Below are 14,703 nucleotides of genomic sequence, written 5' to 3' on the forward strand. Positions count from 1 at the left end.
TGGCGTCCGCGTCACTCGATCGACGGTACGCTCACTTGGGTCTGCCGGTATGCGCTGACAAAGGGCGCGGTATAGTTGGTCGTGGCGGTCTGGTCGGACGAATGTATCGACCCGGCCGGATAGCCGCAGGGGCCGCCGGCGCACTGCGTGCTCAGGGACGGCGACGAGAACAGCAGGATTTGCGGGCTGTAATAGCTCATGATCGTGCCGAACAGGTTGTCTATGCCCCAGGCGTAGGAATATTCGAACTTGCCTTGCAAGTTGCTAAACTCCCGGTCGTGGACGTTACCGAGCGTATGGCCGATTTCGTGGGCGAAACTGCCGGTGGTGCAATAGTAATTATCCGATTCCAAGGAATACCCGTCGCCGACCACCGCATAGGCCAAGAACGGATAGGCATCGCCGCCGTTGTAGAACCCCTGGTAGGCGATGCCGCACATCTGGCCCGACGCCAAATGGTAGAAGGGACGGAAAAATACCACCACATCGGCGCCGTAGCGGTTGCGCAGAGCCTCGACATTGGCAAACGCGCCGTTACCGGCGCCCAGATCGTCCAATGCGGTGTTGTCGAGGTTGGTTTCGGTATAGGCGCTGGCTTCGGTATGCACCAGGCGCAGACTGGCGTGGATGCCCGAGTCCCGGTAAGCCTGGTTGCTGACATCGACCAGATATTGAATGCGCTGCTTGGCGTAATCGGCGCTTTGCCCAACCGTGGTGTAGAGCACCATCACGTCGACGACGTTGGTTTCGGTGGTATTGCCGCCGCCGTTTCCGTTATTACCGTTATTTTCGGTATTGCCTCCGCCGGTCTCGTTCAGTCGGGCGGCGTAATCGGCTTCGGCTTTTTCGGCCTTGGTATTGGCCTTTTTATACGCGGCGATCTTTTTGTTGTAGGCGGACAGTGCCGATTTTTCGAATTTCTTGACTGCCTTGAGGTTGGTGTTGGCCTGTTTTTCAGCGGCTTTGGCGGCATTCAGCGCGGATTTGGCGCTGGCGACCGCCGCTTGCAAGGTTGCGTCCTTGGGTGCCGATTTCAGAGTCTGCTTTCGGCTTGCCAGCTCGGCTTTCGCGGTTGCGGTGTTTGCCTTGGCCGCGGTCAAGGCGGTTTGCGCGTTGGCGACCAGTTGTTGGTTATCGGTGTAATTGCCGTACAGATTCGTGGCTTCCTGATTCAGCGCGGTGGCGTCCGCCCTTAGCGACTCGGCTTTGGTTCTCAGGCTTTCGGTCGATAGGGTGGCCTTGGCCATTTCGGTTGGCGCCGGCAAACCCGACGGTTCGATATGGTCGCCGTCGAAACCGCCTGCCGTCAGGCCGGAATGCTGCAGGTCGACCAGCACGGCGGCCCCCCCGGCACCTTCGATCAAATATTCACCGTCCGGCGTGTAGAGATTGCCCATCAGTCCGGCCGCGCCGACGGACAGATTCAGCCGGTACCCCAGACCTTCGTCGGCGAGATGGCCGGTCCAGGTCGATGAGCCGTCGGCATGGTCGGTGCGGCGGTCGTGTTCGACTTGGTATTGACCGATCGGCAGATCGAGAAGTGCGCGGTCGCCGGCTTTCAATTGCCGCAACTGGGCCATTGGCAGCTCGACCGGCATGGCCGAGCCGGGTTTCAGGCGGCGGTAACGTTCCGGCAGACCGTCGACCTTGCGGGGTTCGATAGCGATGCCAGCGGATGTCGGGTCTACAAGGCCGTTGTGACGGCGGCCGCTGATCAGAACCGAGCGAATCGCGCCGGGTTCGCCGACCAGCGTGTAGTTGTAATCCTCTAACAATTGCGCCAATGCCGCAGGCCAATCGGCGGCGGCCAGCTTGCGATTCAAACGGTCGGATTCCAGGCCGGCGGCGATCCGGAAGCCGAAGCCGCCGCGATTGGCGATCGATGCCGCCGCCTGGGCCAGGGTTTGATCGCGAACCACGTGATAAATCGGATGCGGTGGTTCGACCAAAGTCGCGCGCGCGCCGTCGGCCAGCGCACTGGTCGCGCCGAGCCAGACAGCCAGAGAGAGGTAGCGTAAGTTTTGGTTGATTTTCATCCGCTGATAACCTTGAATGTGACGGGCTTCGCAATTTCTGATCAAGAATACCACAGCTCGGACTTCCGGAAAACCGATTGACGAAAGATTTAGTCCGTTAGGAAATAATCCGGTTAAAACCATAAAAAGCTGCAATAAATGCCGGGGCCGTGTATCGTTCCCAGGCCGAAGCCCGAAATTACCGGCCGAGGCGAGAGGAGGCCACCGGCGTGGCTGTTTTGTCTGACTTTTTGATACGGATTCACTATGTGTTTTAGCGCCGATATGTCGTTGGGCTTGGGCGTCGCGGGTTTGGCCGCGGCGACCGTGACTGTGCTGGACAAGGACGAAGCGTTTTGGGTCAGGTTGGCCCGCGCTTACGCGATTTTTCATTTTTCGCTGATGGAATTCATTCAGTTTTTCGCCTATCCGGTCGCCGACCAATGCGGCTACGGTACCAATCTGCTGCTTAGCGAATTGTCCTCGGTACATATCAGCCTGCAGGCCTTCGCGATCATGCCGGCCTTGGCGACGTATTCGAGCGACCCGGCGGCCTTGAAGAAGGCCTTCATCGCCGGGGCGAGTTTAAGCGGCTTGTTTCTGGTGTTCGGCCGGCTGCCGAACGAGTGGCAATTGTTCGGTTTGGAGCCCAATTTCATCGGTCGGATGAACTCCTGCCTGTTCATGGGCATTTATCATATCGGTTATGCCATTTCCAGCGCCTTCGGTACCTTGGTGACCCACGGTTCCTTGTTCGCGCTGGCGCTCAGCGGTTTCGTCTGGAAGCACAACTGGCGGATCGCGTCTTACCATTTCGGGATGGCGATGATGACGCTGTTCATGCCGCAATGGTTGTTCGGCGTCAGTACCGGCGAGGCGGCGGCGATGTATTGCTTTTATTCGATTCCGATCACCGCCAGCTTCATGCCGCAATTCAAAAAGTTGTTCGCGGCGCGGCCGGACGACTGGTCCGGTCGGTTCGCCAAGCAGCAATCCTGAATCGAGCCGGGCCGGGGCCCGGCTTTTTTCTGGCCGCCGCCCAATTTTCAGGCGCGGCGTCCGCCTCTAACGAGCATCGCCGCCATACCGGATGCAAACAGCAGCGCGCCGGTTGGTAACGGTACCGCGACGATGCTCAGGTTGAAATCGGCGGCAATCGCCACCGGTCCCCGGTTCAAAAAAATCAGGCCTTGATTCGGATCGGCCAAATCGCCGCGTATGCCGACGATGGCGCTACCCGCCGCCAGCGCCCGAAAGTACAGCGTGGCGAGTGTGATATTTGCCGGCGTGTCGTCGGCGCTCAGTCCGGGAAAGGTCGAGCCGGCCGCGGTTAGGCCCACGGCGGCAGAATCGTCGCTAAACACCGGATTCACGCTGACGCCGGTCCATTCCAGACGTTCGTCGTCCAGATCGCCGAGGTTTAGACCGAAGGCCAGCAGCAACTCGTCCGAGTCCGCGTCGCCGAACAGGTCGTGAGCGACCACGTCGGCCGCGAAGGTATCGCCGACAGTGACGGTCGAGCTCCGCGGAATCAGGCTAAGGCTCAAGGTGGCAGCGTCCGCGGTAGGCCACAAGCCGACAGCGGTCAGAATCAAAATACAACTCAGTGTTTTCATGGCATGTTCCGGTAAATGAAAGTAAAAAGCGGCCGGTCGGCGTCATGCCGACCGGCCGTGCCGGCTTAGAGGCCGGTCGCGGCGGTTTGATACCGCTGGTAGTGGCCGTACCAGGTCCGGTAATCCGTGTAGGAAACGCAGCCGTTATTGTCGTAATCCGCTTCGCGGTTGAACGTCTGCCGGCTCGCGCATTGGCCGATTTGCGCCTTGGCCGCGGCGGCATCGGTGCTGTCCACATCGCCGTCGCTGTCCAGGTCGCCGGCCACGAATAATTGCACCAACAAGGGGTCGTGGTCGGACGAGCGATAGGCGTCGGCGGCGTAAAAGTCGGCGATCTGCCCGGCCGATTTGAACTCCTCGTTGTAATCCAGCGCCCTCGGCTCGTCGGCGTTGATGTGCCACTCCGAGACGGCCTTGACTTGCGGCGCTAGAGCGGTATTTGCCAAGGCGTGATCCAGATAGCCGGAAGCGCCGTCGAACACGTAGCTGTAGGCGGCGTGATTGCCGACCAGATTCTCCAGCAGATTGCGATAGCCGGCCGATTTTAGGGCGCTGATCGGATCTTCCTCCGCGTAGCTGTTCAAGTCGCCGACGATCAACGCGTTGGCGGAGCCGGCATGGGTGGGGTCGGTGGCGAGCCACTGGGTCAGCACCTGGGCGGCGGCGGTGCGAGTCAGATTGCAATTGCCTTGGCCATCGCCGGTATCCGGATCGTTGACATCGTCGCAAGCCGATCCCTTGGATTTCAGGTGGTTGACCGCGACGGTCAGCAACTTGTTGGAGGTTTTGTCGCGGAAAGTCTGGGCGATGGTCGGCCGGTTCTTGGTATCGATAAATGCCGGGTCGAAGGCTGAGCTCAGAATGGCCGCCGGACCGATCGGAGAGGCCTTGGCCGGTTTGTAAATCAGACCCACGGCGATTTCGTCGCTGCCCACCGGCGAGACGCCCGGGTTGATATAGGCATAGGTGCCGGGGCCGGCGGCTTGATTTAGCCCGGCCACCAGGTCGGCGATCGCGCTGTTGGCGGCGTAGCCGTCGTTCTCGATTTCCATCAGGCCGATCACATCGGCGTTTAGGCGAGTCAGGGCCGCGACGATTTTGGCGCGTTGCTTGGCGAATTCGGCCGGGCTGTCGGCGCCGCGCGCGGTTGGGAAGCCGCCGCCGTTGCCGTCGCCGTTGAAATAATTCAAGACATTGAAGCTGGCGACGGTCAAGGATGTGCGTCGGTCCGGCGTGGGCGCCTGGTCGCGCGGGTTGTCCGCATTCAGCGTCAATGTTTGAGTCGGTTGCAAACGGTAGGCGCCGAAGTCGTACGCCAAGATCCCGGTCGCGCCGCTTATGCTGTCGCCGACCCTTAAAGTATTGGCGGCACTCAGACCGGCCGGCTCGGGGTAAATCACGGGATCGGGATTTTGCAGATTGGCGCCGTCGTCAACCAGCAGTTGATTGGCCAGGTTTTGCGCGGCGATGGCCAGGGCCGGCGCGCCGGGCTCGGCGGCTTGGGTCGGCGTTAGCAGACGGCCGCCCGACGAGAGTAGGAATTCGCCGTAGCGAGCCAGATTGTAGTTTTCGGTGACGGTCAGGGTTTGCGGCAGGGTTACCAGCATGCCTTCTCGGCTTTCCTGCCGGTTGTCCGGGCCGAACGGCAACTCGACCGCGACGGCGGCCGGCAGCGCCTGTCCGCTGGCGCAGACTTGCGGCGGCGAGACGTTTTCCAGTCGAGTCATGCCGTAGGTTTCGGCGACGTTGCCGGAAATGCGTACCCGGTCACCGACATGGATCGATGCGGACGCCGCTATGAACAGGCCTTCCGAAGTGGTTGGATCGGCGTCGGTCTCGCCGGCGGCTTGCTGGACGAAGAAGCCGTTCAGTTTGGCGCCGCCGCTGAAATCGGCGGTGACGATGGCCTCTATCGTCTGGCGTGTGCCAACCAACGGACTGTCGATGTCGTTACCTTGGATCGCGCTAATCTCGGTGGCGGGATCGCCGCATTTGTCGGTCGAGTCCGGCGGCGCGGCGGCAAAGCTTTGACCAGCGTTGACGGCGCCGAAGTTGTCGTCGGATGCGCTAGCCCAAAGGAAGTCTTCGTAAACCTGACCGCTACCCTGCAATTGCAGCGAAAATCCCACCGGCGTGGCGCTGGACTCGGACACGCCGATGTCGGTGCCGGCTTGGCCGGCGGCCGGTCCGCCAACCGCGTTGAACGTGCCTTCGTAGCTTAAAAATTGTACGGCGACCTGATTGGCATCGACCAAAGCGATCCCATCCGGCGCGCCGTTTTGAATGCCATCGGTCGGAAAGCCGAAACTCAAGGTTCCGAAGCCGCTGCCCGATTGGTCGGCGATGACGCCGCTTAACGTCGCGGTTCGGTAATTGGCGCCGCCGTTGCCGTTGTAGAGCACCAACGACCAACCGCTAAGGTCGGTACCGGCCGGGCCGGCGATTTCAACGGCTTCGCCGCTGTCGGTGCCGGTGTTATCGTAATGGATTTCGTTGATGAATACCGGCGTGGCGGCTTGAGCGCCGCCGAATAAGCCCAGCGCGGCCAGCGTGGTCAGTGCCGGTTTGAAGAGGGGTCGTCTTCTGAACATGGTCGGAGTATCTCGGAAAAAAATGTAGACGCGAACGGGCGCTTGGCCCGGCTAGGCCCGACCCGGTCTGAAGCCCGGCCGAGCCGAGCCGAGCGGGTGCTTGAGCCGGCGATCATTTTGGCGTTAAAACGCCGACACTGGGTTAAGGATGCGTGACGGTTTGCTGAAGATTACGTGAAATGTAATACAGGCTCGGGCCAATGTTTGGACCCTCGCCGCGATCACGGTCGGCCCGCCCGGCGGGATTATTGCCAGCCGGCCAGGATGTGTTGATAGAAAGCGGGGTCGTCGACTGTCGCGCCGTGCCTGCCGACCAGCGCGGACGCGAAATCCTGCGCGCGGCGTAGCGTTAGCGGTAAGGGCCAAGTGGAGGCGATGCCGTGCAGCAGCACGGCGGCGAAGGCGTCGCCGGCGCCGACCGTGTCCGCGACTTCGAGCCGGGCGTTCGGGGTGACGCCGAGTAGTTCGCCGTCGGGCGTCAGAGCTAGTGCGCCTTCTTCGCCGCAGGTGACGAAAATGCCTTGCAAATCGAATTCTCGAACGATCAGGCGCATTTTGTCGGCGATATCCTGAGTGCCGGGGAAGAGTTGGGCCAGCTCGGTGTCGTTCAGTTTCAGCCAATCGGCGCCGGCGATCAAATCGAAAATGCGGCCGGGTTGCCACCACGGTGCGCGCAAATTCACGTCTAAAAACACCGGCCCGCGCCAGGCGCTCGCTAGATCGGTCCACGTATGGCCCGAAACCTCGCCGCGTAGCGCCAAACTGCCATGATAGAGCAGGCCGTCGCCGGTCCCCGGCTGGACAGGCTGGATAAAGTCGTAAGCTTGGCGGTCGAGAATTTGGTAATCGGGTTGGTCGTCGGTTATGCTGACCGCCACGGTGCCGGTCGGCCGACTCGGGTCGATTTGCAGGTCGGACGGGTCCATATCCCAGCGGGTCATCGCGGCCAGGATGTCGTTGCCCGCCGCGTCGCCGCCGACCCGGCTGATAAAGCGGGGCCGGTCGCCGAAGGCTTGCAGATGCCAAGCGACGTTGAACGGCGCACCGCCCAGTACTCGGCTGCCGTCGGGGAAACAGTCGAACAACACTTCGCCGAATAACGTAATTTGGGCTTTATTCATTGGTTGAATCGCGGATGGTGGTACAAGTCACTTACGATAGTCAAAGCCGGCGAAATTGCCAACGTATTTGCGCCGAGTGGTCGTTTTGGGGCGAGGGTGCGCAGGGTTTGCGCCAATTTGGTGCGTTGGTCGGCCGCGTTGGGCCGTCCGGACCGGTTCGCCATCGTTTGACCGGGTTGGCATGTGGATTGCTGTAAGGAGCTTATGAAGCCACTGAATTATTTCGACGAAATGCGGACACCCGACGGCAGCGTGCGGGCGCTCTATCAACCCTTTGCGGACTGGTTGGACGGCATCGATCAGGCCCAGCTGATGCAAAAGTCCCGAGAGGCGGAGATGTTGTTCCGCCGGGTTGGCATCACCTTCAACGTCTATGGCGACGAGGCCGGCGCCGAGCGGCTGATTCCGTTCGATGTCGTGCCGAGGATTCTGGCGGCCAGCGAATGGCGGCAATTGGCCGACGGCGCGATTCAGCGGGTGAGGGCCTTGAACGCGTTTCTGAACGATCTCTACCACGATCGGGAAATCGTCAAGGCCGGCATCGTGCCCGCCGCCATGCTGGAAAACGAAATGTACCGCCCGGAGATGCAGGGCGTCGCGGCGCCGGGTGGTATCTACGCGCACATCGCCGGCATCGATATTGTGCGAACCGGCGAGAATCAATTCTACGTGCTCGAGGACAACTTGCGGACGCCGTCCGGCGTGTCCTACATGTTGGAGAACCGCAAAATGATGATGCGCTTGTTCCCGGAATTATTCCGCCGCTATGCGGTGGCGCCGGTCGAGCACTATCCGCAAGTGCTGTTGAACAATCTGCGAGCGGTGGCTCAGCCCGGCGTGCAAGATCCGACGGTGGTGTTGCTGACGCCGGGCGCCTACAACAGCGCCTATTTCGAACATGCGTTTCTGGCGCAGCAAATGGGTATCGAACTGGTCGAGGGCCAGGATTTGTTCGTCGAGGACGATCTGGTGTATATGCGCACCACCGACGGTCCCAAGCAGGTCGATGTGATTTACCGTCGTATCGACGACGACTTCATCGATCCTAAAGCCTTCCGGCCGGATTCGCTATTGGGCGTGCCGGGTATCGTCGAAGCCTATCGCAACGGCGGCGTGACGCTGGCCAACGCGATCGGTACCGGCGTTGCCGACGACAAGGCCACGTATACCTATGTCCCGGACATGGTTCGGTTCTATCTGGGCGAGGAACCGATCCTGTCCAACGTGCCGACCTACAAACTGGCGGAAGCAGACGACCGCAAATACGTGTTGGAGCACCTGGACGAACTGGTGGTCAAGGAAGTACAGGGTTCCGGCGGTTACGGCATGTTGGTCGGTCCGACCGCTTCCAAGCAGCAAATTCTGGAGTTTCGTGATCGCATTCTGGCCGATCCGGATAATTACATTGCCCAGCCGACCCTGGCGCTGTCGACCTGCCCGACCCTGGTCGAAGCCGGCGTGGCGCCGCGCCACGTGGATCTACGGCCCTTCGTGCTGTCCGGCAAGACCGTGACCTTGGTACCCGGCGGTTTGTGCCGGGTCGCGATGCGGGAAGGGTCGCTAGTCGTGAATTCCTCGCAGGGTGGCGGGACGAAGGACACTTGGGTGTTGAACGAGGACAAACCATGCTGAGCCGCACCGCCGACCATTTGTACTGGATGGCGCGCTACATCGAGCGCGCCGAGAACATGGCCAGGGTCCTGGATGTCACCTACCGGATGTCGCTGGTCGCCAACAGTCCTTACGACGAAGCCGCGCGCTGGAAACCGCCGGTGCTGATCGCCGACGATATCGAGGTATTCGAACGCGATTACGGGACCTATACCGCCGCCAACGTGATTCGCTACATGGCGCTGGACGAACGCAATCCGTCCAGCATCGTCAGCGCGCTGGGCGCGGCGCGCGAGAACGCCCGCGCCGTGCGGGTCGCGATGTCTTCGGAAATGTGGGAAACCGTCAATGCGTTGTGGATAGAGCTAAGGCAACGCATCCGCGGTGGCTTGCCCGAAGCCGAAATCGGCGAGTTCTGCGATTGGGTCAAGTCCCGTTCGCACTTGTTTCGCGGCGTTACCTTCGGCACGATGTTGCGTGACGACGGTTACAAATTCGTGCGGATCGGTAGTTTCGTCGAACGGGCCGACAACACCGCGCGGCTGCTGGACGCCAAATTTCAACTGTTGTTGCCCGACGCCGATCAAACCACCGAAGTCGATTATTACGAATGGAGCTCCTTGCTGCGGTCGGTTTCGGCGTTCGAGGCTTACCAGAAAGTGTTCCGCGATACGCTGGAGCCCTGGAAAGTCGCTGAATTGCTGGTGTTGCGCGACGACATGCCGCGTTCGCTACACGCCTGCTACGACGAACTGGCGCCGATCCTGGAACAGTTGTGCGGCCGGCGCGGTCGAGAATGTCTGCGCTTGGCCGGCGAAAACCACGCACGCCTGCATTTCGGCCGGATGAGCGACATCGTTCGCACCGGTTTGCACGCGTTTCTACAAGATTTCATCGTCCGCAACAATGCGTTGGGCGTCGAGATACAGCGTACCTTTCTGAACGGTCCGTCCTGAAGAACGCCCCTAAAAACGTCCCTAGCGGCAGGACCGGTTCGGTTAATGGATAGTTACACTCACGAGGAAATTGGATGATCAATTCACTGATCCACCCCAGGCACGGCGACAAAGCCAATTCCGCCTGGTTCGACGAATTTCTGGTCAAACTGTTGGAAAACCGCGACCGCACCGGCCTGACCGAGATGATCCGCGAGATCGACGCGATGATGATTACCGTCGAGCCGGGTTGTTCGGCCGCCTATGTCAGCGAACTGGCGCTGATGACGCCGTACCATTATTTGGTGACCTTGGAAACCGAATCGCATTGGACCCATATTTTGCGTATCGACATGAATTCGCCGGATCTGCTGGTCCGCGAAGTGCGCGATGCGGGGCGCGGCGATATTTTTCGGGCCTTGAACGAGGTCTACCCGATCGGCGCCCACAAACCCAATTCGCGCTACATGGGCGAAGTGTTTCGGGTCAGCAACCTGCACGAGGTGGTCGAACAGCAAAAGTCGCGGGAGATTCGCTTCTTTAACCAGGACCAGATCCGTAAGCTGGGTTTGCCCGGCAACATGGCCATCGTCAAGCCCTCGCCATACACCCACAATATCGTCGGCTACTGGGAACGGCCGCCCGAAGATCTGCGAGTCTACGCATTAGGTAACAGTATCATTCGCGACGACGTCAATCGCGGCTATCTGGAAGCCAAGGAAATGCAGGCCGAGCTGGGTCTGGAGCGGCTGATTCAGCCCATCGACCATCTGGCGACTCGGGTATACAGCCAGAATCGCGAAGTGGCAATCCTGGAGTATCTGACCTTGTCTAGTTACTTCTATTGGGGTTCTTACGATATCGCCAACCAGAACTCGTCGACCAACGTCACCAAAAGCATACACTATGCCGAGGAGAGTTTTAGTCCGGCCAAGGTGTTTACCGCCGCCAATCAACCCTATTTCGTCAATCATTTGGTCGGTCTGCCTTCGCCGACCGAAAATTTCGTCCGCAATTACGGGCCGCGCCTACATCACGTGGCGCTCGGCGTCGCCGACGGCGATACCGGCGGCCGGGCCAACATCGACTACGTGGTCGATGCGATTCGCGCCAAGGGCAAGGACTTTTTGCTCGACGTGATCGGCTCGCGCGAGGAAGGCTTGAAGCAGATTTTTTCCAGCGCCTCGGAACACTCGTCTCTGATTGTCGAATACGTGCAGCGCTTCGGCGATTTCGACGGCTTTTTCACCAAACAAAACGTCGCCGAGCTGACCCATGCCGCCGGCGTCGAGGAAAATCTGCGGCTGCTGCAAGCGGAAAGCGAAGCCGCCAACCCAGTGGTAACTCCATGAGCATCAAAGTCGCGATCAATCACAAGACCTGTTACCGCTACGACCAATCGATACAGCTCAGTCCGCACGTACTGCGGCTGCGGCCGGCCGCGCATTCGCGGACGCCGATCAGCGCCTATTCGCTGACCATCAAGCCGGACAAGCACTTCATTAACTGGCAACAAGACCCGTTCGGCAACTACCTGGCCAGACTGGTGTTCCCGGAAAAAACTCGCGAATTCTCGATCGAAGTCGATCTAATCGCCGAAATGACGGTGATCAATCCGTTCGACTTTTTCCTGGAGGAATACGCCGAAAAATACCCGTTCGGCTATCCCGAACAATTGGCCAAGGAATTGGCGCCGTATCTGGAAGTCAAGGACGACGGTCCGTTGTTGGGCAAATTTCTGAAAACCTTGGATCGGAGCGAACGCGGCGTCGTCGATTTTCTGGTCGATATCAATCAAGCCGTGCACAAGGCTGTGACGTATTCGATCCGGATGGAACCCGGCGTGCAGACCTGCGAGGAAACCCTGGAGCGTAAAGTAGGTTCTTGTCGGGATTCGGGCTGGCTGTTGGTGCAGGTGTTGCGGCATATGGGATTGGCGGCGCGCTTTGTGTCCGGTTATCTGGTGCAGTTGACCGCCGACGTCAAGGCGCTGGATGGACCGTCCGGCACCGAAGAAGACTTCACCGATCTGCACGCCTGGACCGAGGTGTACATCCCCGGCGCCGGTTGGATCGGTCTGGATCCGACTTCCGGCCTATTCGCCGGCGAGGGCCATATTCCGCTGGCCTGTACCGCCGACTATGTCAGCGCGGCACCGGTCAGCGGCGGCTTCATCGGCAAGGCGGAAACGTCGTTCGAGTTTTCCAACCGGGTCAGCCGTATCTACGAAGACCCGCGCGTGACCAAACCCTATACCGACCGGCAATGGGAGGAGATCGATCTGCTCGGCGAAAAGGTCGATGCCGAATTGAGTCTCGGCGACGTCCGCTTGACGATGGGCGGCGAGCCAACCTTCGTGTCCATCGACAACATGGACGCGCCGGAATGGAACACCGCCGCAGACGGTCCCGAGAAGCGCAAGCTGGCCGGCAAACTGCTCCGGCGTTTGCGCGAGGTATTCGCACCGGGGGGCATGTTGTATTTCGGGCAGGGCAAATGGTATCCGGGCGAACCGTTGCCGCGCTGGCAAATGGCGTGTTTCTGGCGTAAGGACGGTGTGCCGGTATGGAAAAATCCGGCGCTGTTCGCCGATGAAACCAAGGACTACGGTTACGGTCGCGAGCAGGCCGACGCTTTTATCCGCGAATTGGCAAAACGCTTGGGTCTGCGCGGCGATTGCATCCTGCCGGGTTACGAAGATCCGTTGTACTACCTGCTGCACGAAGGATTGTTGCCGGAGAATATCGATTTCAGCCATGCCGATTTGAAGGACGATCTGGAGCGGCAACGCTTGGTCAAGGTGTTGAGCGCCGATCTCGGCGCGCCTGCCGGTTACGCGTTGCCGCTGTACTGGGATTACCGAGCCGGTGTGTGGTGCAGCAGTCCCTGGCGGTTCAGACGCGGCGACATGTTTCTGGTGCCGGGCGATTCGGCGATGGGTTTGCGTTTGCCGTTGAATAGCCTGCCCTGGGTGGCGGCGGCCGATCGCGATCCGTTGATCGAACGCAGTTTGTACGACGCGGTGCCGCCGCTCGGCGACATCGATTCCGAAGTCAGCCGCCGCTACAGCAAGACGGTCAAACAAGACCCGCTGCACCCGAACGAAATGGCGTCGGCCGACGACCGCGCTCCGCACGCCGGCGGCTGGACGCCGCACACCGCGTTAACGGTTGAAGCTCGCGAGGGCCGGCTCTATGTGTTCCTGCCGCCGACCCAGGAGCTTGAGCATTATCTGGATATCGTTGCCTCGGTCGAAGCCGCCGCCGCCGCGCTGAAAATGCCGGTCGTTATCGAGGGCTACCAACCGCCGCACGATTTGCGCTTGTTGCGCTTGCCGGTAACCCCCGATCCGGGTGTCATCGAGGTCAATATTCATCCGGCCGCCAATTGGAAGGAACTGGTGTTCAACACCACTTCGCTTTACGAACAAGCCCGGCTGACCCGGCTCGGCACTGAAAAATTCATGCTGGACGGCCGTCACACCGGCACCGGCGGCGGTAATCACGTCACGTTGGGCGGGATCACGCCGGTGGACAGCCCGATGTTGCGCCGGCCGGATTTGCTGCGCAGCTTGATTACCTATTGGCAACATCATCCATCGCTGTCCTATTTGTTTTCCGGCTTGTTCCTAGGTCCGACCAGCCAGGCTCCTCGGGTTGACGAGGCCCGCAACGACAGCTTGTACGAGCTGGAGATCGCCTTCCAGCAAATGCCGGACGGCGAGGTGATGGCCCCGTGGCTGGTCGATCGCCTGCTGCGCAATCTGCTGGTCGATATGACCGGCAACACCCACCGCAGCGAGTTCTGTATCGATAAACTCTACGCGCCGGGCGCCGACGCCGGCCGCTTGGGTCTGCTGGAGCTGCGCGCCTTCGAAATGCCGCCGCATGCCCGTATGAGCTTGATGCAGATGTTGCTGCTGAGAACGCTGGTGGCCTGGTTTTGGCGTCAGCCCTATAAAAAGCCGCTGGTGCGCTGGGGCACCCAATTGCACGACCGCTTTATGTTGCCGCATTTCGTGGCGGCCGACATTCAGGATGTGGTGCGCGATTTGCAGAGCGCCGGCTATGAGTTCAAGGCCGAATGGTTTGCGCCGTTTTTGGAGTTTCGTTTCCCGCGCATCGGCACGCTACGCGTCGGCGACTTGCATCTGGAATTGCATCAGGCCATCGAACCCTGGCACGTGCTGGGCGAGGAAATCACCAGTACCGGCACGGCCCGCTACGTCGATTCGTCGGTCGAGCGCTTGCAAGTCACGCTGAGCGGCACGATGGGCGACCGCTACGCATTGACTTGCAACGGTCGCTTGGTGCCGCTACGCGCCACCGGCAAGCAAAGCGAGATGGTGGCGGGTATCCGCTATCGCGCCTGGAATCCACCGTCGGCGCTGCATCCGACGATAGGCGTGCAAGCACCGCTGGTGTTCGACTTGATCGATACCTGGAACGGCCGGTCTATCGGCGGTTGCACCTATCACGTCAGCCATCCGGGTGGGCGCAGTTACGAGACCTTGCCGGTCAACGCCTACGAAGCCGAGGGGCGCCGGGTCAGCCGTTTCTGGCAACACGGCCATACGCCCAGCGTCGCGCCTTTCGACGTGCCGGCGGAGGATATCAACAAAGACTTTCCGTTTACGTTGGATTTGCGCTGGCAAGCCAGATAATCGGTTTTCTCATGCCCGCGCCGACTGGCCGCGGGTTAGGGAAATCCGGTGGCTGGATCGGCCGACCGGCGCGCCTCGGTCGTCGTGACGCGATTGCCGTCTTGAATCGGGCGCGAAACGGTGCTGTTGAGTTTCGAGCTTCGCGCTATCC

9 protein-coding genes are annotated in these 14,703 nt (G+C 60.4%); 5 read left to right on the forward strand and 4 right to left on the reverse strand.

Annotated elements, in window-relative coordinates:
• Positions 1-11: 11 nt before the first annotated feature.
• Entirely contained in the window at positions 12-2,036 is a 2,025-nt protein-coding gene (locus tag ACQE3E_RS05220) for a reprolysin-like metallopeptidase (RefSeq protein WP_313728802.1), read from the reverse strand.
• 246 nt (positions 2,037-2,282) lie between these two features.
• Between ACQE3E_RS05220 and ACQE3E_RS05225 the strand changes: the two genes are divergently transcribed.
• Positions 2,283-3,014, forward strand: a complete 732-nt coding sequence (locus ACQE3E_RS05225) for a DUF5765 domain-containing protein (protein ID WP_064024157.1) — start codon at positions 2,283-2,285, stop codon at positions 3,012-3,014.
• 47 nt (positions 3,015-3,061) lie between these two features.
• Here ACQE3E_RS05225 and ACQE3E_RS05230 read toward each other — a convergent pair whose 3' ends face one another.
• The 3 genes from ACQE3E_RS05230 to ACQE3E_RS05240 form a co-directional block, all read right to left on the reverse strand.
• The gene (locus ACQE3E_RS05230) at positions 3,062-3,631 is read right to left on the reverse strand and encodes a hypothetical protein (RefSeq protein ID WP_313728801.1); all 570 of its coding nucleotides are present in this window, start codon (positions 3,629-3,631) and stop codon (positions 3,062-3,064) included.
• A 65-nt stretch (positions 3,632-3,696) separates the two neighbouring features.
• Positions 3,697-6,222: an ExeM/NucH family extracellular endonuclease gene (locus ACQE3E_RS05235; RefSeq protein ID WP_427501288.1), complete on the reverse strand. Its 2,526-nt coding sequence runs from the start codon at positions 6,220-6,222 to the stop codon at positions 3,697-3,699.
• A gap of 245 nt (positions 6,223-6,467) precedes the next feature.
• Positions 6,468-7,343, reverse strand: a complete 876-nt coding sequence (locus ACQE3E_RS05240) for a carbohydrate kinase family protein (RefSeq protein WP_427501289.1) — start codon at positions 7,341-7,343, stop codon at positions 6,468-6,470.
• A gap of 204 nt (positions 7,344-7,547) precedes the next feature.
• On the opposite strand from ACQE3E_RS05240, the gene ACQE3E_RS05245 reads away from it, so the two are divergent.
• The 4 genes from ACQE3E_RS05245 to ACQE3E_RS05260 all read left to right on the forward strand — a co-directional run bounded on the left by ACQE3E_RS05245 (position 7,548) and on the right by ACQE3E_RS05260 (position 14,552).
• Positions 7,548-8,975 (forward strand): circularly permuted type 2 ATP-grasp protein, encoded by a 1,428-nt coding sequence (locus tag ACQE3E_RS05245; RefSeq protein WP_071154853.1) that lies wholly within the window; start codon positions 7,548-7,550, stop codon positions 8,973-8,975.
• Positions 8,969-9,910 carry an alpha-E domain-containing protein gene (locus ACQE3E_RS05250; RefSeq protein WP_071154854.1) on the forward strand — a complete coding sequence of 314 codons (942 nt, stop codon included), beginning with the start codon at positions 8,969-8,971 and terminating at the stop codon, positions 9,908-9,910. Before ACQE3E_RS05245 ends, ACQE3E_RS05250 begins: the two co-directional genes overlap by 7 nt.
• Positions 9,911-9,984: 74 nt before the next feature.
• On the forward strand, positions 9,985-11,241 hold the full coding sequence (locus tag ACQE3E_RS05255; RefSeq protein ID WP_064024574.1) for a hypothetical protein: 1,257 nt from the start codon (positions 9,985-9,987) through the stop codon (positions 11,239-11,241).
• Positions 11,238-14,552, forward strand: a complete 3,315-nt coding sequence (locus ACQE3E_RS05260) for a DUF2126 domain-containing protein (RefSeq protein ID WP_427501290.1) — start codon at positions 11,238-11,240, stop codon at positions 14,550-14,552. The genes ACQE3E_RS05255 and ACQE3E_RS05260 overlap by 4 nt, the downstream gene beginning before the upstream one ends.
• Positions 14,553-14,703: the final 151 nt, after the last annotated feature.

Source organism: Methylomonas sp. MED-D, from assembly GCF_050276835.1.
GTDB lineage: Bacteria > Pseudomonadota > Gammaproteobacteria > Methylococcales > Methylomonadaceae > Methylomonas > Methylomonas koyamae_A.

Coding starts and splice junctions, on each gene's coding strand:
- ACQE3E_RS05220 (WP_313728802.1), bottom strand. CDS start 2,036: ATGAAAATCAACCAAAACTTACGCTACCTCTCTCTGGCTGTCTGGCTC.
- ACQE3E_RS05225 (WP_064024157.1), top strand. CDS start 2,283: ATGTGTTTTAGCGCCGATATGTCGTTGGGCTTGGGCGTCGCGGGTTTG.
- ACQE3E_RS05230 (WP_313728801.1), bottom strand. CDS start 3,631: ATGAAAACACTGAGTTGTATTTTGATTCTGACCGCTGTCGGCTTGTGG.
- ACQE3E_RS05235 (WP_427501288.1), bottom strand. CDS start 6,222: ATGTTCAGAAGACGACCCCTCTTCAAACCGGCACTGACCACGCTGGCC.
- ACQE3E_RS05240 (WP_427501289.1), bottom strand. CDS start 7,343: ATGAATAAAGCCCAAATTACGTTATTCGGCGAAGTGTTGTTCGACTGT.
- ACQE3E_RS05245 (WP_071154853.1), top strand. CDS start 7,548: ATGAAGCCACTGAATTATTTCGACGAAATGCGGACACCCGACGGCAGC.
- ACQE3E_RS05250 (WP_071154854.1), top strand. CDS start 8,969: ATGCTGAGCCGCACCGCCGACCATTTGTACTGGATGGCGCGCTACATC.
- ACQE3E_RS05255 (WP_064024574.1), top strand. CDS start 9,985: ATGATCAATTCACTGATCCACCCCAGGCACGGCGACAAAGCCAATTCC.
- ACQE3E_RS05260 (WP_427501290.1), top strand. CDS start 11,238: ATGAGCATCAAAGTCGCGATCAATCACAAGACCTGTTACCGCTACGAC.